We start from the raw sequence: 20,029 nt of genomic DNA, 5'->3' as shown, positions 1-20,029 counted from the left end.
CGCCGGGGAACCCGGGGACTACCGTGGTGGTGGCAGGAGGTGGTGGCCGTGCCCGCAGGCCGGCGGGAGGTCGTGGTCGTCGGCGCGTCCGCCGGCGGCGTCGAAGCCCTGCGCACCGTGGCACGCTCGCTGCCCGCGGACTTCCCCGCGGCGGTCCTGGTCGTCATGCACCTCTCCCCGGGAGCCCGCAGCGCGCTCCCGCTGATCCTCGACCGCGCCGGGCCCTTGCCGGCGTACGCCGCCGAGCACGGGGCACCGCTGCGCCCCGGCGTCATCCACGTCGCGCCGCCGGACCACCACCTGCTCATCGACGACGGCTCGCTGGTGCTGACCCGCGGGCCGACGGAGAACGGGCACCGGCCGGCGATCAACGTGACCTTCCGTTCGGCCGCGGTGACGGCGGGGCCCAAGGCGATCGGCGTCATCCTGTCCGGCACGCTCGACGACGGATCGGTGGGTCTCCGCTCGATCGTCGACCGCGGCGGGCTGGCGGTGGTGCAGGACCCGGCGGACGCCCTGTACGCGAGCATGCCGGAGAACGCGCTGGCCCTGGTGAACCCCGAGTGCGTCCTCCCGGCGGCCGAAATCGGCCCGGCGCTGGACAAGCTCGTCCGGCGGCGTGCGGAAGACGCCGATGCCCCGCAGCCGTCGGCCGCCTTGCTGCTCGAGGACCGGATCGCCCGGGACGGCGTACGGCTGGGGGCCGTGGTGCCCGGCCCGGACCTGCCGCCCTCCGGGTACACCTGCCCGGACTGCCGGGGGGCGCTGATGGAGGTCGGCTCGGCCGGTCGGTACCGCTGCCGGATCGGGCACGCGTGGTCCGTCGAAGCCCTGCTCGGCGCCCACGACACGGAGTTCGAGCGAGCCCTGTGGACGGCGTTGCGCTCGCTCGACGAGAAGACCGCGCTGGCGCGGCGCCTGCGGCAGGACTCGGAGCGCCGCAACCACGGCATGCTCGCGAACCGGTACGCCACCACCGCGCGGGAGTGCGCCGAGGCCGCCGAGACCCTGCGCAAGTTCTTGTTCTCCCTCGCGGCGGAACAGGAGCCGGAGTCGCAGGCCCCGCTGTGAAGCCGGGACAGGTGCAGGTGGTGCCGCAGTACCGTGGCGGGGCGACGGTCGCGCTCGTCACCGGTGTCCTCGACCTGGAGTCCTACCCCGACCTTCGCGACGGGCTGCTCAAGCTCGCCACGGAGGCACCCGACGGGCTGATCGCGGACATCGGCGGGCTGGACATCGACGACGCGACGCACCTGACCGTGTTCACGCTGATCGCCTTGCGGATCGGTGACTGGCCGGGCATCCCCTTCACCGTGGTCACCGGCCGTCCCGAGCACCGGATGATGTTCGCCGAGCGGGCCGTCGACCGGTTCGTGCCGGTGCACGACGACCACGAAACGGCCGAGAACCTGCAGTCCCGGTCCCCGCGCCGCCGGGCCGCGCAGCTGCTCGCCCGGTCGGCGAACTCGTCCGCCCTCGCCCGCGACTTCGTCCGGCGGGTGTGCGCGGAGTGGGACTTGCCGGCCTTCACCGACGACGCTCTCCTGGTCGCGACGGAGCTCGTCGAGAACGCCATCCGGCACACCGAGTCGGCTCCACGGCTGCGGCTGGAGCTGAGCCGCGGCGTGCTGAGCGTCGCGGTCAGTGACGACAGCCCCCGGCAGGCGGTCGTGCGGGAGCGGCTCGACGTGCTCGAACCGGGGCTCGGCCTGCGCATGATCGCCCAGGTGGCGAAGGTGTGGGGCTGCAGCCGCTCGTGGTCGGGTGGCAAGACCGTCTGGGCCGTGCTCACCACGCGTGCCGCCCCTTCCGGCGGCCGCGGCGGCCGGTAGCGTGTCGGACCGTGACCGAGCCCAAGGACCCCAACGGTGAATTCGAGTCGGTGCTGGCCTACTTGAAGGAGTCGCGGGGCTTCGACTTCACCGGCTACAAGCGCAGCAGCCTGGTGCGGCGCGTCCGCCGGCGGATGACCCAGATCGGCATCGACAGCTACCCGGAGTACATCGACCAGCTCCAGGTGAACGCCGAAGAGTTCGTCGCGCTCTTCAACACGATCCTGATCAACGTCACCGGGTTCTTCCGCGACCCGGAGGCGTGGGACTACCTGCGTGAGCACGTGGTGCCGAGCCTGCTGGCCGAGCGCAGCCCGGAAGAACCGGTCCGGGTCTGGAGCGCCGGCTGCGCGGGCGGCCAGGAGGCCTACAGCCTCGCCATGCTCTTCGCCGACGCCATCGGCATCGACGCGTTCCGCAAGCGGGTCAAGATCTACGCCACGGACGTCGACGAGGAGGCGCTGGTCCAGGCTCGGCAAGCGGCCTACACCCCCGCCGAAATCGAAGGCCTCAGCGAAGGTCAGCTCGAGCAGTACTTCGAGCTGCAGGCCGGCCGGTACTGCTTCCGCAAGGACCTGCGGCGCTCGGTGATCTTCGGTCGCAACGACCTGGTACAGGACGCGCCGATCTCGCGCATCGACCTGCTGGTCTGCCGCAACACGCTGATGTACTTCAACGCCGAGACCCAGACCAAGATCCTCGAACGCTTCCACTTCGCGCTGGCGCTGCGGGGCATGCTCTTCCTCGGCAAGGCCGAGATGCTGCTGTCGCACACCCGGATCTTCGAACCCCTCGACCTGAAGCGCCGGGTGTTCCGCAAGGCCGACAACGCACCCACCGGCTACCACCACTTCGTGTCGCCGGGCTTTTCGCAGCGCGCGGCCCACGAGATCACCGGGCTGGACGAGCTGCGTGAACAGGCCGTCTCGGCGAGCCCGGTGGCGCAGATCGTGGTGACCGAGGACGAGATCACCGCGCTCGTCAACGCGCAGGCGGAGGTCGCGTTCGGACTGTCCGAGCGCGACATCGGCCGTCCGCTGCGCGACCTCGACATCTCGTACCGCCCGGTGGCGCTGCGCACCTACGTCGAGCAGGCCCGGCTGGAGCGGCGGTCGCTGCGGATCAAGGACGTCGAGTGGCGCCGGTCCGGCGAGGCCGTGTGGTACGAGGTGCACGTCAACCCGCTGGTGGGCAAGGAGAACAAGCTGCTCGGCGTGTCGGTGGTGTTCCACGACGTCAGCTGGGGGCGGCAGCTGCTCACCGAGCTCGAGCACACGAACCGCCAGCTCGAGACGGCGTACGAGGAACTGCAGTCGACGAACGAGGAGCTCGAGACCACCAACGAGGAGCTCCAGTCCACTGTGGAAGAGCTGGAGACGACGAACGAGGAGCTCCAGTCCGCCAACGAGGAACTGGAGACGATGAACGAGGAGCTCCATTCCACCAACGACGAGCTGCAGACGATCAACGACGCGCTGCGCGAGCGCAGCCTCGACCTCGACGAGGTCAACGAGTTCCTCGAGTCGGTGCTGACGTCGGTCCGGTCCGGCATCGTGGTGGTCGACCGGGAGATGCGGGTCAAGGCCTGGAACCGCGGCGCCGAGGAGCTGTGGGGCGTCCGCCGGGAGGAGGCCGAGGGACGGCACCTGCTCAACCTCGACATCGGGCTGCCGCTCACCGAGCTGCGCCCGGCGGTCCGCGACGCGCTGGCGGACGCGGAGTTCCACACCGAGATCGTGCTGGACGCGATCAACCGGCGCGGCCGGGCCACCGTGGTCCACCTGTGGTGCAGCGCGCTGCGCGGCGCGAACGGGGAGAGCCAGGGCGCTTTGCTGATGATGGAGGAGACCCCCGCGGCGACGTGACCGGCGGGTACGCGTCAGCCGGACTGCGGGTCGCTGTCGTCGTGCGGGTCGCCGCTCGACGTGCCCTGCTCGCCGCGGAGCGTTTCGCGCTCGGTTTCCGGGGTGTCCTCGTGCGGGTCGTCGCCGCGGGGGCCGTCCGCCGGGTTCCTGGTGCGGTCCTGGGAGGTCATTTCCGTGCCTTCCGCCGGGGTCCTTTCCGGGCCGGATACCCCGCCGAGGCCGGTTCAACCGGCGGCGTTTGCCCCGGTCCTCGCCGGGTAGCCCGGTGCCTACGCGGGCGTCCGCCGGCGAGGTGAAGGAGACCGAGATGACGACGCCCGTGGAACCTGCCCGGCCTGCACTGTCCGATGTGGATCGTGCCCGCGTGCCGAGCGCTGAGCGACCCCGTCGCGTGACCGTCGTCCCGGGCGGCCCGGTCCTCGTCGAGGGACCGGTGGAGCTGTGCACGCCGGACGGCGAAGTCGTGCGCTCCGACCGGTTCGTGGTCGCGGTGTGCGCGTGCCGCCGGAGCAAGCGGTTCCCCTTCTGCGACACGAGCCACCGCAAACGGGTGCGGACTCAGCCCGGCAACGGCTGACGCAGCGAAGACCGCCCGGCGCGCCAGCTGTCCAGCAGCCGCGCGGCGAACCGGCCCTCCAGGAACTCCGACGCCTGGATCCCGAACACGACGTCGGCGGCCAGCCCGGGCTCCTGCTCGAGCAGGTCGCCGAGCACGTCGTGGCGCATCACCTGTTCGTGGACCGCGTCCGCCTCGATGTGCTCAGTGAAGAAGAACCGGCACGCCTCGGGCGCGCCCAGCCGCCGCAGCGCCTGGTCCATCCGCGTCGCGGACGGGCCCGTGGTGATCTCGGTCGCCGCGAGGTGACCGCACAGCGCGCCCCGCAGCGACCGGTGCAGGCCGAACATCGACATCATGTTGACGACCGCGAACATCGGGCCCGGCACGTGGTCGGCCAGCTCCAGGTACCCGTCCGGGAGTCCCGCCGCGTGCAGCAGATCCGCGAAGAGGCGGGCGTGGGCCAGCTCCGCGCGGCCGCCGCCGAACTCGTCGAACTCCACCGCCACCAGCGCCGCCTTGGCCCGGCCGCGCAGCCGCGGGATCACCCACGCGTGCGGGTCGGCCTCCTTGTGGTGGTAGACCGAGCGGTGCGTGAAGTACTCCCGCAGGTGGTCCCAGCTCCCGTGGTCGCGCAGGAAGTGCGAGACCCCTTCGACGTCCAGCGGCTCGACGAGCAGCGCGTCGAGCGCGGCCGGGACGTCGTCGCCGCCCGGCACGTTTTCCCGCAGCGCGGCCAGGAAACGCGCTTCCAGCGCGCCGCGCAGGCGCAGCAGCTCGGGATCCCATTCCCAGTCGTCCGACACGCCGGGCAGGCCCTGGTAGTGCAGTTCGTAGCACAGGTGCAGGGCGAGCTGGAAGTCGTCGCCGAGCGGGTCGGCGTCCACCAGGCCCTCGAAACCGAGGTCGGCTCGCGGCCGTTCGCGGAGGAGGGTCCCGAGCACGGACTCCGAAAGCGGGCCACGCGAAGCCGGCAGCGTCGCGGTGGCGGTGAAGGTCGTCATGGCCGGGGGCTACCCGGTGCGCCGCGTTCCAAGCCCGGCGGGCACGGTCCGCGCAGTGAGCCGGCGCACGGCTTCCGCCGTCCCGCGCCCGGCCACCGCGCGCTGCTGCGCCGAACCGGTCCCGTCCGCGCGCAGCGCCGCCACGAGCGCCTGGACCTCGGCCAGGTCGCCGCTCTCCTCGAGGGCGGTCCGGACGTGCTGCAGCAGGGCTTCGACCAGCGTCCACGCGGGCCGGGGCGTCTCGTCGAGGGCGTCGACGAGCGGGCCGCTCAGTCCGTGCCGCGCCGCGGTCCACACCGCTACCGCGGCGACCTGAGCGGACAGCGGCGCGGCTTCCCGCCCGTGGGAAAGGTCGTCCAGCGCCCGCCGCACCAGTGCCCGGCTCAGGAGGGCCTGCAGCACGGCGTGGTCGACGGTCAGCGCGGTGTCGGCGACGCGGAGCTCGACCGTCGGGAACCGGCCGGACGGGCGGGCGAGCCAGAACGTCTGGTCCCGGTCGACGAGAGCACCGCAGTCGACCAGCGTGCCGACCACCCGGCGGTGTTCGGCGTGGTCCCGCAGGTGCGGTGCGATGCCGAAACCGGGGAAGCGGGACTGCAGCACCACCCGCCAGCTGTGGTATCCGGTGTCGCGGCCGTGGTCGAACGGCGCGTTGACCGACAGGGCGAGCAGCGTCGGCAGCCAGCGGCCGAGGTGGTTGACGACCGCGACCGCGGTGTCGGGGTCGGCGACCCCGACGTGGACGTGGCAGCCGCAGGCCTCGTAGTCGGCGACCACCGCGCCGTAGGCGGCGTCGATGTCGGCGTACCGGCCGGTGGCCGCGGACGGCGGCGTGGCCGGGCCCGGCCCGAGCGGCGTGCCCGTGGCCAGCAGCGCGCAGTCCTCGGCCGCGGCGGCCCCGGCCAGCACCCGGCGGGCCGCCGTCAGCTGGTCGCGGAGCTCGCCGGCGGTGGTGCAGACGCCGCTGGCGGCTTCGATCTGGGTGAGTCGCAGTTCGCGGTGCACGCGGACGCCGTCCGGCAGCGGCCCGTGGTGGTGGTACCGCGCCAGCACCGCCTCCGCGCTCGGCGACGCGTGTCCGGTGCGCGGGTTCACCAGCAGGAACTCCTCTTCGACGCCCATCGTGGGCGGGCCGTCGGACATGGGGTGGGCTCCTTCCGCGCGGGCGCTCGCGCGGGTTACCCGTTCCGCCGCCGGAAACGCGCGTGGACCCGGGGCTTGTTTGGCCAGGAACGAGGCAGGGGTACCTCGGACCCATGACGATCTTCGAACGTGCGCGTCCGGCCGGAGTCGATCCGCCGCGGACGCGCCGGGTTCCTCCGCCTCGCGCCCCGGCCGAGGGCGACCTGCGGAGCCAGACCCGGTCGAAGACCGCCGACGTGATCGTCGTCGAGGTCGGCGGGGAGATCGACGCGTGCACCGCGCCCCGGCTGGAGGCCGCGCTGGCCGAGCACGTGCGTGCCGGCCCCGGCGTCCTGCGGGTCGACCTCGGCGAGGTCGGGTTCCTCGGCGCCGCGGGCCTCCAGGTCCTCGCGCGGGCGCAGCGGGACGCGGAAGCCGCGGGCGTCCACCTCGTCGTCGACCCGGGGCGCTCCCACGCCGCCGTGCGCGCGCTCCAGCTCCTCGACCGGGTCGAAGCGCCCCGGCTCTAGTCCTTGCCGGTCAGCAGGTCGACGACGTCTTCGCCGCGCTGACGGTTCGCGAACGTGCGCCGCTGCCGGTCGGCGCCGCCGCCCTCCACCGCCAGCCGCGCGGTGCCTTCCCGCGCGAACTCCAGGTCTCCCGCCGCTTCCAACGCCGGTGCGGTCAGCGTGATCAGGTCTTCGAGCACCGCCTTCACCGGCTCCAGGTCCCCGGTCCCGGGGTTCGGGCAGCAGCCGGTCACCCCTTCCCTGGACGCTCGCCAGAGCCGGCCGCGCAGCACCTCGTTCGACAGCTCCGGTGACCGCGCGCCGTCGGCCAGGGCGGTCGCGACGAGACCGCGGGCCAGCACCCCCAGCAGCACCGCCTCCACCGGTGTCGCGGCGACGTCGGCGATGCGGAACTCCAGTGTCGGCTGCTTCTCCGACAGCCGGACGTCCCAGTAGATCATCCCGCGGTCCAGGATCGCGCCCGAGCGCAGCCAGCCGTCGACGATGCTCTCGTACTCGTCGAGCGAGGAGAACCGCGGCGGCGGCCCGGCCGAGGGCCACCGGCTCCACTGGTGGTAGCGCCAGCTGGCGTAGCCGGTGTCGTAGCCGTCGCTGACGGCCGAGTTCGCGGTGATCGTGAGCAGCGCGGGCAGCCACGGCCGGACGCTGTTGAGGACCCGGATCCCGCTTTCCTTGTCGGGGATCGCGACGTGCACGTGGCAGCCGCAGGTGAGCGAAGTCCACGCGGTGGCGCCGAAGTGTTCGGCCATCCGCTGGTAGCGCGGGTTCGGCGTGATGCGCGGCGGGTCCACTTGGGACACCGGGGGCGCGCCGGCCGGCAGCAGCCGGTAGCCGCGGGCGCGGGCCGCCCGGGACAGGTCGTTGCGCAACCCGCTCAGCTGGCGCAACGCTTCGTCGTGGGTACGGCAGACGTCGGTGGCCGCTTCGGCCTGCGACAGGTTCAGCTCGTGTTGCAGCTCGCCCTCGCTGCCGTCGGCCGCTTCCGCGGCGTCGACGACGTCGTCGCCGGCCTGCGAGAGGTGACCAAGCGGGTCGACGACGAAGAACTCCTCTTCGACGCCGAACGTCAGCACGTCTGGGTTCACCGGTGCTCCTGGGGATCGGGGGAGCCGGTCGGATACCCCGAAAGGGTGGTGCGCAAACGGCGTTTTCCCCGGTGACGAGCGGGTAACCGGGCGGCTATGAACCCGAGCACCGCCGCTTCTCCGTCGCTGCTGGCCGCCGACGCCGGGGCCACCGTGCGCAGGCTGTCCCGGTGCGTGGACGAGGGCGGACTCGACTCACCCGCCGAGATGTACCGCGTGCTCGGCGCGCTGCGGCTGCTGGCGGACGACCTGACCCACCTGCTGCCCGCCCTGCAGGACCGGCTGGAGGAGGGCGTGCTGTCCGGCCGGGTGGCCGGCCGCGGCGACGCCGTCGCGGCGACGTGGGAATCGGTGGGCGACGTCGGCCGGTCGCTGGCCCACGCCGGCACCGTCGCTCTCCTGATGACGAAGGAACTCGAGAACTCCCAGGTCGCTTTACGGGACCTGGCCACACCGTGAGGAATCCGATGTCGACCGACGCGATCGTGCTGCTCAAGAATGACCACAAGACCGTGGAAAAGCTGTTCAAGGAGTTCGAGAAGGCGGAAGACGATGCGTATCGCGAGAAGCGCCGGATCGCCGACGCGATCGTCGAAGAGCTGACCGTCCACGCGTACATCGAAGAGGAGATCTTCTACCCGGCCGCGCGCGAAGCCGTGCCGGAGACGAAGGACCACATCCTGGAGAGCGTGGAAGAGCACCACGTCGTGGTGTGGATGCTCTCGGAGCTGCGCGGCCTCGACCCGGCGGACGAGACGTTCGACGCGAAGGTGACCGTGCTGACCGAGAACGTCCGCCACCACGTCGAAGAGGAAGAAGACGAGTGGTTCCCGGAGGTCCGGTCGGCGCTGGGCCGCAAGCGGCTGCAGGAGCTGGGGCAGCGGATGCTCGACGCCCGGCCGGACGCGCCGAAGAACCCCCTCGAGTTGAAGAGCGCGAAGGCCTGAGGTTCGCGGCGCCGGCGTGAAACACTGCCGGTGGCGTGACCGTGCGTGGTGGGGGGTATCCCGGTGGGTATGGAGTGGCACGAAGAGCGGCACGAGCGGGCCGACGAGCGGATCGCGCAGCTGGACGACCGGCTGTGGGCGGTCGCCACCGCGCTGCACGAACGGCCGGAACTGTCCTATGAGGAGCACGCGGCCGCCGGGCGCCTCACGCGGGAGCTGGCCGCGGACGGCTTCGAAGTGGAAACCGGGGTTGCCGGACTGCCCACGGCGTTCGTCGCGCGGGCCGGCAGCGGGCGGCCGTGCGTGGCGCTGCTGCTGGAGTACGACGCGCTGCCCGGGCTGGGCCACGCGTGCGGCCACAACCTGATCGCCGCGGCGGGCCTCGGCGCCGCGCTGGCGGCGCGCGAGGTGCTGGCGGACAGCCCGGGATCGCTGCTCGCCGTGGGGTGTCCCGCGGAGGAACGCGGCGGGGGCAAGGTGGCGCTGGCCGAGGCCGGCGTCTTCGACGACGTCGACGCGGCCCTGACGATCCACCCGGGCGTCCACTCGTGGTCCTGGGCCCCGCTGACCGCCCAGGTCGAGCTGAAGGTGACCTTCCACGGCCGCGCCGCCCACCCGACCGGCGACCCGGAAGCCGGCATCGACGCGCTCGCCGCGCTGATCCAGGTGTTCGGCGCGGTCTCGGTGCTGCGCCAGCGGCTGCCCGCCGGCTCCCACGTCCAGGGGATCATCACCCACGGCGGCGAGGCGACGAACATCGTCCCCGACCGCGCCGAGGGCCGCTTCGGGCTCCGCGCCCTGACGGCCGCGGCCCTGGACCGCCTGGCCGAGGACGTCGGAACGTGTGCGGAGGGAGTGGCGCTGGCGACCGGCACGAAGGTCGACGTCGAACGCCTCGGGCGCGGGTTCGCGCATTTCCGCGACAACCCGGTGCTCTCCGAGCGGTTCACCGAGCACCTGGCGGCGTGCGGGATCCACGCGACGCCGCCGGTCCCGGGGGTGTACCTGGGCTCGTCCGACATCGGCGACGTCAGCGTCCGCGTCCCGGCGATCCACCCGTTCGTGGGAATCACGGCGGAGGAGTACGCCGTGCACACCGAAGAGTTCGCGGCCGCGTCGGCGAGCCCGCGCGGACGGTCGGTGATGCTGGCCTCGGCGGCGGCGCTGGCCCGCACGGCGATCGACCTGCGGACGCACCCCGCGCTGGTCAGCCGGGCGTGGGACTACTTCCGCGAGCAGGAGCGGAACGGGCGCTGACCCGGCTGTTCGGGTGAACCGGCCGCGCCGGCCTCAACCGCCGGGCCGGCCGGGGCGTGTCCGCCGTGGCAGAACCACGGGGGGATCGTCGAAGGGAACGATGCATGCGCATCCTTGCTCGGATCGGTGCGGCACTGGGAATCGCGGCCTTGGTCGCCGGGGCGACCACGGGAGTGGCCGCGGCCGCGCCGCCCGGCTTCACCGTGGTCGTGAACCACAGCACGGGCGGCCGGGCGATGTCCGTCACCGCGACGATGAGCTGGTCGGCCTCCGCGAGAACGGTGACGTTCGGCCACGTGACCAACCTGATCTCCGCCGACGAGTGCGCCAATATCACGCTGACCGGCTTTCAGGGTTCGACCAGGGTGGCGACCTATCCCGACGACGACCTCGGGCTCTGCACCCACGACGGCATCGACCACGGGATCGACTACGGCACCCTGTCCCTGACGACGACCGTGCCGGGTGGCATCGACCACGTGGTCATCCGGCTGACCGACGTGAACCACAAGATCAGCCACTACGCGAACTGCTACCGGACCGCGTCCACCTGCCAGCAGGGCTAGCGTCCTGGGCGCTGGTGGCCGGGACCGCCGGCCACCAGCGCCATCGGCTCACGCCACCGACGTGTAGTGCGAAGCGTCGCCCTCCAAGGACTCGCTCGGCCGCCCGTCGATGCCGGCCGGGACGTCGCCGGCCACCGTCACCCGGTTCAGGCGCCGCGGGAGGCCGTCGTAGTTGTCGATCGCGTAGTGCTGCGTGATCCGGTTGTCGAACAGCACCAGCTGGTTCGGCTCCCACGCCACGCGCACGACGTTCTCCGGCCGCGTGACGTAGGACTGCAGCAGCCGCAGCAGGTCCCGCGACTCGCTCACCGACAGGCCTTCGATCCGCTGCGCGAAGCCGCCGATGAACAGGCCGCGCTCGCCGGTCACCGGGTGCACCCGCACCACCGGGTGCAGGGTCCGGTACTTGCGCGAGACGAACTGGGCCCGCCGCGCCTGCTCCTTGTCGTCCACCGTCTCCGGCGGCTGGACGTAGTCGTAGTCGTTGGTGTGCACCGCCCGCAGCGTGTCCGCGAACGCCCGCAGCGGTTCCGGCAGGTCCCGGTAGGCCGCGGCGGCGTTCGCGATCAGCGTCTCGCCGCCGTAGGGCGGCACCACGAGGCTGTGCAGCGTGCTGGCCTTCGGCGGGTTCAGCACGAACGTGACGTCGGTGTGCCAGTGGTTGGCGCGGCCCAGTTCGCTGTCCACCGGCAGGATCGTCGGTGCGCCGTCGGCGGCGGGCACGGTCGGGTGCGCCTTGGTCAGCTCGCCGAAGCGCGCGGCGAACCGCTGCTGGCCCTCGTCGTCGAGCTCGGTGTTGCGGAACACCAAGGCCTTGTGCTCGTGGAGGGCGTCGGCCAGGAAGGCGACCTGGGACGCGTCGAGGTCGCCGGCGGGGTCGAGGCCGATGATCTCGGCGCCGATCCTCCCGGTGATCTTGCGGACGTCGGTGCTGATCGCGGTCATGCGGGCTCCTTCACTCGGTTGCGGTTGGCGGGACGCGCGAGGCCGTAGTGCTCGCGCAGGGTGGTGCCGGAGTACTCGGTGCGGAACAGGCCGCGCCGCCGCAGTTCCGGGACGACGAGGTCGACGAAGTCGTCGAGCCCGCCGGGCAGGGTGGGCGGCATGACGTTGAAGCCGTCCGCGGCGCCGCCGGTGAACCAGGCCTCCAGCTCGTCGGCGACCTGGACCGGCGTGCCGGCGAAGACGCGGTGCCCGCGTCCGCCGGCGAGGCGTTCGAGCAGCTGCCGGATCGTCAGGTCTTCGCGCCGGGCCAGGCCGACGACCAGCTCGAACCGGCTCTGGCCGCCTTCGGTGAAGCTGCCGACGTCGGGCAGCGGGCCGTCCAGCGGGTAGCCGGTGACGTCGTGGTCGAGCATCTTCGACAGCTGCCGCAGCCCGTAGTCCGGCGTGATCAGTGCGTTCAGCTCGGCTTCGCGCCGGCGGGCCTCGGCTTCGGTTCGGCCGAGGATGGGGGAGATGCCCGGGAGGATCTTGATCTCGTCCGGTGTCCGGCCGTACTTCGCGAGCCGGCCCTTCACGTCGTCGTAGAACGCCTTGCCCTCGGGATAAGTCTGCTGTGCGGTGAACACGGCTTCGGCGTGCCGGGCCGCGTACTCCTTGCCGGTCTCCGACGAGCCTGCCTGAACCAGCAGCGGATGGCCCTGGGGCGGGCGTTCGATGTTGAGCGGCCCGCGGACCTGGAAGTGCTCGCCGTCGTGCGCGATCGGCCGGATGCGCCCGGTGTCGGCGTAGACGCCGGTCTCGCGGTCGACCAGCGCGGCGTCGTCGTCCCAGCTGTCCCACAGCTTCTTGACGACCTCGATCAACTCCTCCGCCCGGTCGTAGCGCGCCGCGTGGGCGGGCCGCTTGGCCAGGTTGAAGTTCCGGGCCTCGTCGATGCCCGCCGAGGTGACGATGTTCCAGCCCGCCCGGCCGCCGGAGAGGTGGTCGAGCGAGGCGAACTTCCGGGCCAGGTGGTAAGGCTCGTTGTAGGTCGTCGACGCCGTCGCGATCAGTCCGATGTGGACTGTCGAGGCGGCGAGCGCCGAGAGCAGCGTCAACGGCTCGAAGTGGCTGTGGGAGTTGTGCTTCACGTTGCCCCACAGCGCCACACCGTCGGCGAGGAAGAGCGAGTCGAGCTTGCCGCGCTCGGCGGTCCGCGCGATGTCGACGTAGTGCTGCAGCGTCCGCGCCCGGTGCGGGTCGGTCGACGGGTGCCGCCACGCGGCTTCGTGGTGGCCGTTCGGCATCACGAACGCGTTGAGGTGCATCATGCCTTCTCCTTGGGACGCCAGGTCGAAAACCGCCGTTCGAGGACGACGAAGCCCTGGTTGACGAGCACTCCGAGCACCGAGACCGCGATGATCCCGGCGTACATCTGCTGGATCTGGAAGTTCACCTGGCTGGTGTTGATCAGGTAGCCGAGCCCGGCTTTCGCGCCGACCATCTCGGCGGCGACCAGCACGAGGATCGAGTAGGACGCCGCCATCCGGATGCCGGTGAACACCGTCGGCACCGCGGAAGGCAGGATCACCTTCCGGAAGAGCCGGGGGCTGGACAGCCCCAGCGAACGCGCCGCCTTGACCAGCAACGGGTCCACCGTGTTGACGCCGGCGATCGTGTTGAGCAGCACCGGCCACACGCACGCGTAGACGACCAGGGTGACCTTCGACAGTTCGCCGATGCCCAGCAGCAGCGTGAACACCGGCAGCAGGGCCAGCGCGGCGGTGTTGCGGGCCAGCTCCAGGAGGGGCTGCAGGAACCGCGCGACCGGCTGGTACCAGCCGATCAGCAGGCCGAGCGGCACCGCGACCGCCACGGCGATCGCGAACCCGGCGGCCGACCGCCCGACGCTGGCCAGGAGGTGCTCGGTGAGCTGGCCGTCGAGGGCGAGCTCCCAGAGCGCTCGGAGGTCTTCCGACAGCGGCGGCAGGAACGTCCGCGTGCTCTCGTCGAGGACGAACCGGGGGAGCAGCTCCCAGAGCGCCACGAACAGCACCACCGCGGCCGAGCCGTGCACCGCGCGGGTGAGCTTCTTCGTCAGCCGCCGTGGTCGTGGTGGCTCGGGCGCGGGTCCGGTGTGGACGGACGGTGCTTCCAGGGTGGTGGTCATCCGACCGCGCTCCGTTCGTGTTCGGCCGCCTTGCGGACCTCGTCGTGCAGCAGCTCCCAGAGCCGGTGCCGCTGCCGCCCGAACGCCGGGTCGGAGCGGACGTCGCCGGCGCGGTCGCCGAGCTCGATGTCCACGACGGCTTTGAGCCGGCCGGGCCGCGAGGTCAGCACGGCCACCCGCTGCCCGAGGTAGACGGCCTCGTCGATGCCGTGCGTGATGAACACGATCGTCTTGCCGGTGCGGCGCCAGATCCGCAGCAGCTCGTCCTGCAGCTGCTCGCGGGTCTGCGCGTCGAGGGCGGCGAAGGGCTCGTCCATCAGCAGCACGCCCGGGTCGTAGGCGAGGCTGCGGGCGATCGCGACCCGCTGCTTCATCCCGCCGGACAGCTCGTGCGGGTAGCGGTCCTCGAACCCGGAAAGCCCGACGAGGTCGAGGTATTCGCGCGCCCGTTCGGCCCGCTGCCGCTTCCCGAGCGCCCCGCCTTCGAGGCCGAACTCGACGTTGGCGCGGGCGGTGCGCCACGGGAAGAGCGCGTACTGCTGGAAGACGACCCCGCGGTCGAGTCCCGGGCCGCGCACCGGCTCACCGTCGATGAGCACCTCGCCGGACGTCGGGGTGGTGAGCCCGCCGAGCAGGTCGAGCAGCGTCGACTTCCCCGAGCCGCTCGGCCCGACGAGCGAGAGGAACGTGCCGTCGGTGACGTCGAGGGAGACGTCGTCGAGCGCGGTGAGCGCGCCGAAGGTCTTGGTCACCGAGCGGATGCTGATCACTTGGTCACCGCCGGGGCGCCGGCGCGGTAGGGGTTGAACTCGTTGGTGTAGAGCTTCGAGGTGTCGATCCGGTCGCCCTTGATGTATCCCTGCTGCTTCAGCCACGGCTGCCAGAGCGTGTAGTCCTGGTCGCCGATGAGCCCGCCGTGGGTGATGCCGACGCTCTTCCAGTACTTCAGGGTGCCGGTGTTCTCGTTGCGCCCACGGGCTTCGATGATCTTGGTGAAGCGGGCGATCACCTCCTCGCGCGGCGTGGTGCGCTCCCACTCGATCGCCTTGGCCACCGCGGAGACGAAGATCTTCGTGGTCTCCGGGTACTTCTTGATGAAGTCGGTGCGCAGCACGTACGGGCCGCCGTTGTAGGGGCCGAACGCCTGGACGTCGCTGAAGAGCGGCCGGACGCCGCCGGCCGCGAGGGCGTGGTCCTGCAGGATGCCCTGCAGGGCGACGACGTCGAGCTGGCCGTTGCGCAGGGCCTGCTCGGCGTTCACCGGCGGGATGACGACGAGCTGGACCTGCTTGATCTCGTCGTCGGACAGCCCCTGGTTCTTCAGCCAGGTGTCGAGCGCGGCCTCCAGGTTGGCACCGGCCGTGTTGACGCCGACCTTCTTGCCGATCAGGTCCCGGGCGGTCCGGATCGGACTGTCCTCTTTGGTGTAGTAGCCGATGAAGGCCTTGTCGTCGGAGCCGTAGTAGTTGACGACCGCCTTGATCGGCGCGCCGGCTTCGGCGAGCTTGACGACCGCGCCGGTGAAGGCGCCGCCGAAGTCGGTCTGGTCGGTGGCGGCGGACTGGATGTCCTGCGGGCCGCTGATCGTGTTGCCGACCCACTTCAGCTTGACCGGGCCGAAGTAGCCCAGGTCCTCGGCGAGCTCGGGCAGTGTCACGGAGTTGGCGCTGCCCTGGTAGCGCAGCTCCAGCTTTTCGGGTTGCCCGGGAGTGCCGGTGGCCGTCGCCGAGGCGCACCCGGACAGCAGCACCGCGGCGGCGACGAGGGCGGGCAGAGTTCGTTTCACGGTGGGTTCTTTCGGCTCGGGAGTCGGCACGACGCGACCACCGGCCGATATGGCCGGCGGGGCGCCGGTGGGGATGAACCAATTGTTCGCAGCCGCCGCGAGGGCGGTCAACTTTGCGAGTTTCTGAATTAACTCCCGCGCTTCACGCCGTGCCGAGCAGCGACGTGCGCGACAACCGCGTCAGGAGCGGACCGAGCGGGTCGTCGTAGAGGACGTCGAGGAGTACGGCGCCACCGGCGGTCGCCAGCTCCGTGCCCGGGAAGCTCGTCGCCACAACGGTTTCCGCCGGATCGGCGCAGCTGCGTGACCGCTCGCGGACCTCGTCCCGGATGGCGGGAAGACACCCGGGTACCTGGGCTACACTCCGGTCGACCAGCACGAGCACGGCCGGGTTCAGCACGTCGAGCAGCAACGCCGCCGCCTGGCCGATCAAGCGTGCGCGGTCCTGGAACAACCGCACCGCCGCGGTTTCGCCGTCCGTCGCGAGCGTCAGCAATTCCGGAAAGGACACGCCGGCTTTGCGCGCGAGGGTCGCTTCCGAAACGGTCGCCTCCAGGCACCCGGTACGCCCGCAGCGACAGGGTTCGGTGCTGTCGTCGACCGGCAGGTGCGCGACCGCGCCCGCCGCCGACCGCGGGCCGTGGTGTACCACGGAGCCGGTGGCGAACGCCGCGTCGACGACGTTGCCGGTGAACAACTGCACCACGCTTTCCCGGGCGCGCGGGTGACCGAAGAGCTGTTCGGCGTGCACGAGCGAGCGGGCGTGCCCGTCGACCGCCACGGTGAGCCCGGTCGACGCCGTCAGCAGGTCGCGGACCGGGACGTCGCGCCAGCCGAGCAGCGGGTGGTCGACGACGGTGCCGGACTCGCGGTCGACCCAGCCGCCGGTGGCGACGCCGAGCCCGAGCGGCTCGCGGTCCGGCGCGTGCCCGAGCAGGAGGTCGTCGAGGATCTCGGCGGCGCGGGCGAGCAGGTCTTCGGCGGCCAGCCCGTCGTGCGGTTCTTCGTGCTGCACCAGGACGTTCCCGCGCAGGTCGAGCAGGGCGACGGTGGCGTGGTGCACGGCGAGGTGCAGCGCGCCGGCGACGTGCCGCCCGGTGTCGAGGTCGACGGGCACGTGCGGCCGCCCGACGCTCCGGCGTGGTTCGGCTTCGGGGAGTTCACGCAGCAGCCCGAGCCGCGCGAGGTCGGCGGTGTGGCCGGTGACCGCCGCCGCGGACAGTCCGGTCCGCCGCGCGATGGTGCTGCGCGCGATCGGTCCGTCGTCGAGGACCGCCCGCAAGACGGCGCTCGCGCTGGCACTGCGCCGGGCGCCGCGCGCGTCCGTCCTCTGTGGACCGTCGGCCCCCGGCGTCATGGCCTGATCGTGGCAGACGCGGGGACGCGAGCCCAGCGTGCCCAGGATGTGGGTCTTGACGCATACCCATATGGGCATATGATGACCGCGTGGCACGAGCAGCGACGACAGCGGACACCTTCAACGCGGTCGCCGAACCCCGGCGGCGGCAGATCCTCGACGTCCTCATGGCCGGGGAACGGTCGGTCGGGGACCTCGTCGACGTCCTCGGGCTGGCGCAGCCGCAGGTGTCCAAGCACCTGCGGGTCCTGCGGGAGGTGGGAGCCGTGGACGTGCGCGACGAAGGCCGCCAGCGCGTCTACCGGCTCAACGGCGCCGCGCTCAAGCCCATCCACGACTGGGTCAAGCGCTACGAGCGGACGTGGTCGGAACGCTTCGAGCTGCTGGACGACGTACTCGAAGAACTCAAGGAACAGGAGCACTGACGTGGAAATCACGACCCCCGCGGACGACCGGATCCTCATCACGCGCGAGTTCGACGCGCCCAAGCACCTCGTCTACCGCGCCTGGACCACACCGGAGCTGGTGAAGCGCTGGTGGGCGGGGCATCGCGGGACGACGACGAAGGTCGAGATGGACCTGCGGCCCGGCGGCCGCTGGCGCTACGTGCTGGAGACGAACGACGGTGCCGAGGTCGGTTTCCACGGCGAGTACCGGGAAGTCGTGCCGGACGAGAAGATCGTCTACACCGAGGTCTTCGAGCTGCCGGGCGTGGACCTCGACTCGGTGGACGGGCCGCTCAACACCGCCACCTTCACCGCGCTCGGGGACCGGACGCGCTTCGAGCTGCTGACCGAGACGGGCAGCAAGGAACTGCGGGACATGATTCTCGAGTCCGGCATGGAGGTCGGCGTGCGGGAGCAGATGGTCCTCATCGAGGAGCTGGCGAACTCCTTGCGCTAGCTCGCAGGAACCGTTCGCCCGTCTTGGCCAGCTCGGCGGCCAGCTCCGGGGCGTCGAGGACCTCGAAGTCCACTTCGAGGAGCCCGAGGTACAGCGAGAGCATGGCCGCGTTGTCCGAACCCACCTCGGCGACGCAGCGGTCCGGCCCCTCCGGCGTCACCTCGACCGCCAGCGGCAGCCGGGCCCGCACGTACTCCGCCGACGCGTGCAGGCGCACCTTCGCGTGGTAGCGCCAGGTCGCCGCGCCGACGCTGCGCTGGACGAACTGGGCGACGTCGCCTTCCGGCGGCTCGCGCGGGGTGAAGCGCGGCCCGTTCGGCACCTTCGGGGTCATCCGGTCGACGCGGAAGGTGCGCCAGTCGTCCCGTCCGGTGTCCCACGCGACGAGGTACCAGCGCCGGTTCAGGCCGACCAGCCGGTGCGGCTCGACGTCGCGCCGGCTCGCCGCGCGGTCGTGGCTGGTGTAGTCGAACCGCAGCCGTTCGCCGGCCCGGATCGCCGACGCGATCGCCGTCAGCACGTCGGCGTCCACGACGGGGCCGGTGCCCGGCACCGAGACCGTCGCGGCCTGCAGGGCGTGCACCCGGTGCCGCAGCCGTGACGGCAGCACCTGCTCCAGCTTCGCCAGCGCGCGCACCGATGTCTCGCCGATCCCGGCGACGCCGGTGGCCGTCCGCAGCCCGACCGCGACGGCCACCGCCTCGTCGTCGTCCAGCAGCAACGGCGGCAGCTGCGCGCCCGCGCCGAGCCGGTAGCCGCCCTGGACGCCGGAGGAGGCCTCGACCGGGTAGCCGAGGTCGCGCAGCTTCCCGACGTCGCTGCGGACGGTGCGCGTCGTGACGGCCAGCCGCTCGGCCAGGTCGGCGCCGGTCCAGTCGCGGCGCGTCTCGAGCAGCGACAGCAGCCGGAGGAGGCGGGCGGAGGTCTGCAACATTTTCCGAGGATCGCACGAATCGCGGAAGGAAGTCTTCCGCGATGGTTCCTAGCGTGCTGCTCATGACGAATCCGTTCCGCATCGAAATCCCGCAAACCGACCTCGACGACCTGCACCGGCGCCTCACCGAAGCGCGGTTCGCCGATCCCGTGCCCGGCAACGAGCCCGACTGGTCCCGCGGCATCCCCACCGCCGCCGTGCGCGAGCTGGCCGAGTACTGGCGCGACGGCTACGACTGGCGGGCACAGGAAGCCGCGATCAACGCGTTTCCGCAGTTCACGACCGAGATCGACGGTCAGACGGTCCACTACCTGCACGTCCGCTCGGCCGACCCGCACGCCGTCCCGCTGCTGCTCACGCACGGCTATCCCAGCACCTTCGCCGAGTTCCTCGACGTCATCGGACCGCTGACCGAGCCGGGCCCGGACGCGTTCCACGTCGTCGTCCCCTCGCTGCCCGGCTTCGGGTTCTCGACGCCGCTGAGCGGCCCCGGCTGGGAGCTCGCCCGCACGACCGACGCGTTCGCCGAGCTGATGACGCGCCTGGGCTACGACCGCTTCGCCGCGCAGGGCGGCGACATCGGCGCGGGCGTCACCGGACGGCTCGCCGCGCTGTACCCGGACCGCGTGCTCGGCACGCACGTCACCAGCGACCGGGGCACCATCGCGCTGGCCGGCGAGCAGCTTCCGTTGCCGGAGAACCTGACCGACGCGGAACAGTCCGAACTGGACGCGGCCCGCGAAGCCTGGAAGGCGGGCCGCGGTTACCTCGACCTGCAGTCGCACAAGCCGGAGACGCTCGCAGCCGCCCTCACCGACTCGCCGGTCGGGCAGCTGGCCTGGATCGCCGAGAAGTTCGAGGCGTGGACCAACCCGAGCGGTGGCATCGACCGCGACCGGCTCCTGACGACCGTCAGCCTGTACTGGTTCACGCGCAGCGGCGCGACGGCCGCCCGGTTCCTCTACGAGGCCGCGCACTCCGGCCACGGCTGGCTGGCGCCGTCGGACGTGCCGGCGGGCTGGGCGGTCTTCGACACCTCGCCCGTGGTCCGGAAGATCATGGACCCGGACGAGAAGATCGCGCACTGGTCGGAGTTCGCCGAGGGCGGTCACTTCGCGGCGATGGAGGTGCCGGAGCTGCTCGTGACCGACATCCGCGCGTTCTTCCGGGATCTGCGGCCGTGACCGGGGG

23 protein-coding genes are annotated in these 20,029 nt (G+C 71.9%); 12 read left to right on the top strand and 11 right to left on the bottom strand.

The window, feature by feature from the left end:
• Window positions 1-39 precede the first annotated feature (39 nt).
• Genes AB0C38_RS17565 through AB0C38_RS17555 form a run of 3 tightly spaced genes read left to right on the top strand, consistent with a single transcriptional unit; the run spans window position 40 to window position 3,697 of the window.
• Entirely contained in the window at window positions 40-1,071 is a 1,032-nt protein-coding gene (locus AB0C38_RS17565) for a chemotaxis protein CheB (RefSeq protein WP_360673772.1), read from the top strand.
• A gap of 20 nt (window positions 1,072-1,091) precedes the next feature.
• Entirely contained in the window at window positions 1,092-1,832 is a 741-nt protein-coding gene (locus AB0C38_RS17560) for an ATP-binding protein (RefSeq protein ID WP_360673769.1), read from the top strand.
• Window positions 1,833-1,843: 11 nt separating this feature from the next.
• Window positions 1,844-3,697: a CheR family methyltransferase gene (locus tag AB0C38_RS17555; RefSeq protein ID WP_360673766.1), complete on the top strand. Its 1,854-nt coding sequence runs from the start codon at window positions 1,844-1,846 to the stop codon at window positions 3,695-3,697.
• 14 nt (window positions 3,698-3,711) lie between these two features.
• Here AB0C38_RS17555 and AB0C38_RS17550 read toward each other — a convergent pair whose 3' ends face one another.
• Entirely contained in the window at window positions 3,712-3,867 is a 156-nt protein-coding gene (locus AB0C38_RS17550; protein ID WP_360673763.1) for a hypothetical protein, read from the bottom strand.
• A 194-nt stretch (window positions 3,868-4,061) separates the two neighbouring features.
• On the opposite strand from AB0C38_RS17550, the gene AB0C38_RS17545 reads away from it, so the two are divergent.
• Window positions 4,062-4,274 (top strand): CDGSH iron-sulfur domain-containing protein, encoded by a 213-nt coding sequence (locus AB0C38_RS17545; RefSeq protein ID WP_360674158.1) that lies wholly within the window; start codon window positions 4,062-4,064, stop codon window positions 4,272-4,274.
• Here the strand turns inward: AB0C38_RS17545 and AB0C38_RS17540 are convergent.
• Together AB0C38_RS17540 and AB0C38_RS17535 are read right to left on the bottom strand one after the other, a co-directional pair.
• The gene (locus tag AB0C38_RS17540; RefSeq protein WP_360673760.1) at window positions 4,256-5,257 is read right to left on the bottom strand and encodes an iron-containing redox enzyme family protein; all 1,002 of its coding nucleotides are present in this window, start codon (window positions 5,255-5,257) and stop codon (window positions 4,256-4,258) included. The two genes, AB0C38_RS17545 and AB0C38_RS17540, sit on opposite strands and share 19 nt — an antisense overlap.
• A gap of 9 nt (window positions 5,258-5,266) precedes the next feature.
• On the bottom strand, window positions 5,267-6,400 hold the full coding sequence (locus AB0C38_RS17535; protein ID WP_360673757.1) for a glutamate--cysteine ligase: 1,134 nt from the start codon (window positions 6,398-6,400) through the stop codon (window positions 5,267-5,269).
• Between the two features lie 113 nt (window positions 6,401-6,513).
• Between AB0C38_RS17535 and AB0C38_RS17530 the strand changes: the two genes are divergently transcribed.
• Window positions 6,514-6,909 (top strand): STAS domain-containing protein, encoded by a 396-nt coding sequence (locus AB0C38_RS17530; protein ID WP_360673754.1) that lies wholly within the window; start codon window positions 6,514-6,516, stop codon window positions 6,907-6,909.
• Here the strand turns inward: AB0C38_RS17530 and AB0C38_RS17525 are convergent.
• A complete protein-coding gene (locus AB0C38_RS17525; protein WP_360673751.1) occupies window positions 6,906-7,994 on the bottom strand; it encodes a glutamate--cysteine ligase in 1,089 nt (362 codons plus the stop codon). The two genes, AB0C38_RS17530 and AB0C38_RS17525, sit on opposite strands and share 4 nt — an antisense overlap.
• Window positions 7,995-8,090: 96 nt before the next feature.
• On the opposite strand from AB0C38_RS17525, the gene AB0C38_RS17520 reads away from it, so the two are divergent.
• From AB0C38_RS17520 to AB0C38_RS17505, 4 genes are all read left to right on the top strand, one after another.
• Window positions 8,091-8,453 (top strand): hypothetical protein, encoded by a 363-nt coding sequence (locus AB0C38_RS17520; RefSeq protein ID WP_360673748.1) that lies wholly within the window; start codon window positions 8,091-8,093, stop codon window positions 8,451-8,453.
• An 8-nt stretch (window positions 8,454-8,461) separates the two neighbouring features.
• Window positions 8,462-8,941 (top strand): hemerythrin domain-containing protein, encoded by a 480-nt coding sequence (locus AB0C38_RS17515; RefSeq protein ID WP_360673745.1) that lies wholly within the window; start codon window positions 8,462-8,464, stop codon window positions 8,939-8,941.
• A gap of 69 nt (window positions 8,942-9,010) precedes the next feature.
• Window positions 9,011-10,198: an amidohydrolase gene (locus AB0C38_RS17510; RefSeq protein WP_360673742.1), complete on the top strand. Its 1,188-nt coding sequence runs from the start codon at window positions 9,011-9,013 to the stop codon at window positions 10,196-10,198.
• A gap of 104 nt (window positions 10,199-10,302) precedes the next feature.
• Complete coding sequence (locus tag AB0C38_RS17505) at window positions 10,303-10,764, top strand: hypothetical protein (protein ID WP_360673739.1); 462 nt, start codon at window positions 10,303-10,305, stop codon at window positions 10,762-10,764.
• 48 nt (window positions 10,765-10,812) lie between these two features.
• Here AB0C38_RS17505 and AB0C38_RS17500 read toward each other — a convergent pair whose 3' ends face one another.
• The 6 genes from AB0C38_RS17500 to AB0C38_RS17475 all read right to left on the bottom strand — a co-directional run bounded on the left by AB0C38_RS17500 (window position 10,813) and on the right by AB0C38_RS17475 (window position 17,001).
• Window positions 10,813-11,709 carry a TauD/TfdA family dioxygenase gene (locus AB0C38_RS17500; RefSeq protein ID WP_360673736.1) on the bottom strand — a complete coding sequence of 299 codons (897 nt, stop codon included), beginning with the start codon at window positions 11,707-11,709 and terminating at the stop codon, window positions 10,813-10,815.
• The gene (locus AB0C38_RS17495; RefSeq protein WP_360673733.1) at window positions 11,706-13,019 is read right to left on the bottom strand and encodes an LLM class flavin-dependent oxidoreductase; all 1,314 of its coding nucleotides are present in this window, start codon (window positions 13,017-13,019) and stop codon (window positions 11,706-11,708) included. The genes AB0C38_RS17500 and AB0C38_RS17495 overlap by 4 nt, the downstream gene beginning before the upstream one ends.
• Window positions 13,016-13,858: an ABC transporter permease gene (locus AB0C38_RS17490; RefSeq protein WP_360673730.1), complete on the bottom strand. Its 843-nt coding sequence runs from the start codon at window positions 13,856-13,858 to the stop codon at window positions 13,016-13,018. Before AB0C38_RS17490 ends, AB0C38_RS17495 begins: the two co-directional genes overlap by 4 nt.
• Window positions 13,855-14,628, bottom strand: a complete 774-nt coding sequence (locus tag AB0C38_RS17485; protein WP_360673727.1) for an ABC transporter ATP-binding protein — start codon at window positions 14,626-14,628, stop codon at window positions 13,855-13,857. The genes AB0C38_RS17490 and AB0C38_RS17485 overlap by 4 nt, the downstream gene beginning before the upstream one ends.
• Entirely contained in the window at window positions 14,625-15,644 is a 1,020-nt protein-coding gene (locus tag AB0C38_RS17480) for an ABC transporter substrate-binding protein (RefSeq protein ID WP_360673724.1), read from the bottom strand. Before AB0C38_RS17480 ends, AB0C38_RS17485 begins: the two co-directional genes overlap by 4 nt.
• 142 nt (window positions 15,645-15,786) lie before the next feature.
• Window positions 15,787-17,001, bottom strand: coding sequence for an ROK family transcriptional regulator (locus tag AB0C38_RS17475; protein ID WP_360673721.1), 1,215 nt, complete (start codon window positions 16,999-17,001; stop codon window positions 15,787-15,789).
• Window positions 17,002-17,090: 89 nt separating this feature from the next.
• On the opposite strand from AB0C38_RS17475, the gene AB0C38_RS17470 reads away from it, so the two are divergent.
• Together AB0C38_RS17470 and AB0C38_RS17465 are read left to right on the top strand one after the other, a co-directional pair.
• Window positions 17,091-17,426: a metalloregulator ArsR/SmtB family transcription factor gene (locus AB0C38_RS17470; RefSeq protein ID WP_360673718.1), complete on the top strand. Its 336-nt coding sequence runs from the start codon at window positions 17,091-17,093 to the stop codon at window positions 17,424-17,426.
• Window position 17,427: 1 nt separating this feature from the next.
• Window positions 17,428-17,904, top strand: coding sequence for an SRPBCC family protein (locus AB0C38_RS17465; protein ID WP_360673715.1), 477 nt, complete (start codon window positions 17,428-17,430; stop codon window positions 17,902-17,904).
• Here AB0C38_RS17465 and AB0C38_RS17460 read toward each other — a convergent pair.
• Window positions 17,873-18,838, bottom strand: coding sequence for a YafY family protein (locus AB0C38_RS17460; RefSeq protein WP_360673712.1), 966 nt, complete (start codon window positions 18,836-18,838; stop codon window positions 17,873-17,875). The two genes, AB0C38_RS17465 and AB0C38_RS17460, sit on opposite strands and share 32 nt — an antisense overlap.
• 53 nt (window positions 18,839-18,891) lie before the next feature.
• Here AB0C38_RS17460 and AB0C38_RS17455 point away from each other — a divergent pair, with 53 nt between their 5' ends.
• Window positions 18,892-20,022 (top strand): epoxide hydrolase family protein, encoded by a 1,131-nt coding sequence (locus AB0C38_RS17455; RefSeq protein WP_360674154.1) that lies wholly within the window; start codon window positions 18,892-18,894, stop codon window positions 20,020-20,022.
• Window positions 20,023-20,029: the final 7 nt, after the last annotated feature.

This window comes from Amycolatopsis sp. NPDC048633 (assembly GCF_040650695.1).
Taxonomy (GTDB): Bacteria; Actinomycetota; Actinomycetes; order Mycobacteriales; family Pseudonocardiaceae; genus Amycolatopsis.
This window is presented reverse-complemented; position numbering and strand designations above follow the sequence as displayed.

What these genes read in the sequence shown, in the direction of transcription:
- AB0C38_RS17495 (WP_360673733.1), bottom strand. Translation starts at nt 13,019, where the DNA reads ATGATGCACCTCAACGCGTTCGTGATGCCGAACGGCCACCACGAAGCC.
- AB0C38_RS17460 (WP_360673712.1), bottom strand. Translation starts at nt 18,838, where the DNA reads ATGTTGCAGACCTCCGCCCGCCTCCTCCGGCTGCTGTCGCTGCTCGAG.
- AB0C38_RS17505 (WP_360673739.1), top strand. Translation starts at nt 10,303, where the DNA reads ATGCGCATCCTTGCTCGGATCGGTGCGGCACTGGGAATCGCGGCCTTG.
- AB0C38_RS17490 (WP_360673730.1), bottom strand. Translation starts at nt 13,858, where the DNA reads ATGACCACCACCCTGGAAGCACCGTCCGTCCACACCGGACCCGCGCCC.
- AB0C38_RS17510 (WP_360673742.1), top strand. Translation starts at nt 9,011, where the DNA reads ATGGAGTGGCACGAAGAGCGGCACGAGCGGGCCGACGAGCGGATCGCG.
- AB0C38_RS17530 (WP_360673754.1), top strand. Translation starts at nt 6,514, where the DNA reads ATGACGATCTTCGAACGTGCGCGTCCGGCCGGAGTCGATCCGCCGCGG.
- AB0C38_RS17475 (WP_360673721.1), bottom strand. Translation starts at nt 17,001, where the DNA reads ATGACGCCGGGGGCCGACGGTCCACAGAGGACGGACGCGCGCGGCGCC.
- AB0C38_RS17540 (WP_360673760.1), bottom strand. Translation starts at nt 5,257, where the DNA reads ATGACGACCTTCACCGCCACCGCGACGCTGCCGGCTTCGCGTGGCCCG.
- AB0C38_RS17520 (WP_360673748.1), top strand. Translation starts at nt 8,091, where the DNA reads ATGAACCCGAGCACCGCCGCTTCTCCGTCGCTGCTGGCCGCCGACGCC.
- AB0C38_RS17550 (WP_360673763.1), bottom strand. Translation starts at nt 3,867, where the DNA reads ATGACCTCCCAGGACCGCACCAGGAACCCGGCGGACGGCCCCCGCGGC.
- AB0C38_RS17515 (WP_360673745.1), top strand. Translation starts at nt 8,462, where the DNA reads ATGTCGACCGACGCGATCGTGCTGCTCAAGAATGACCACAAGACCGTG.
- AB0C38_RS17535 (WP_360673757.1), bottom strand. Translation starts at nt 6,400, where the DNA reads ATGTCCGACGGCCCGCCCACGATGGGCGTCGAAGAGGAGTTCCTGCTG.
- AB0C38_RS17500 (WP_360673736.1), bottom strand. Translation starts at nt 11,709, where the DNA reads ATGACCGCGATCAGCACCGACGTCCGCAAGATCACCGGGAGGATCGGC.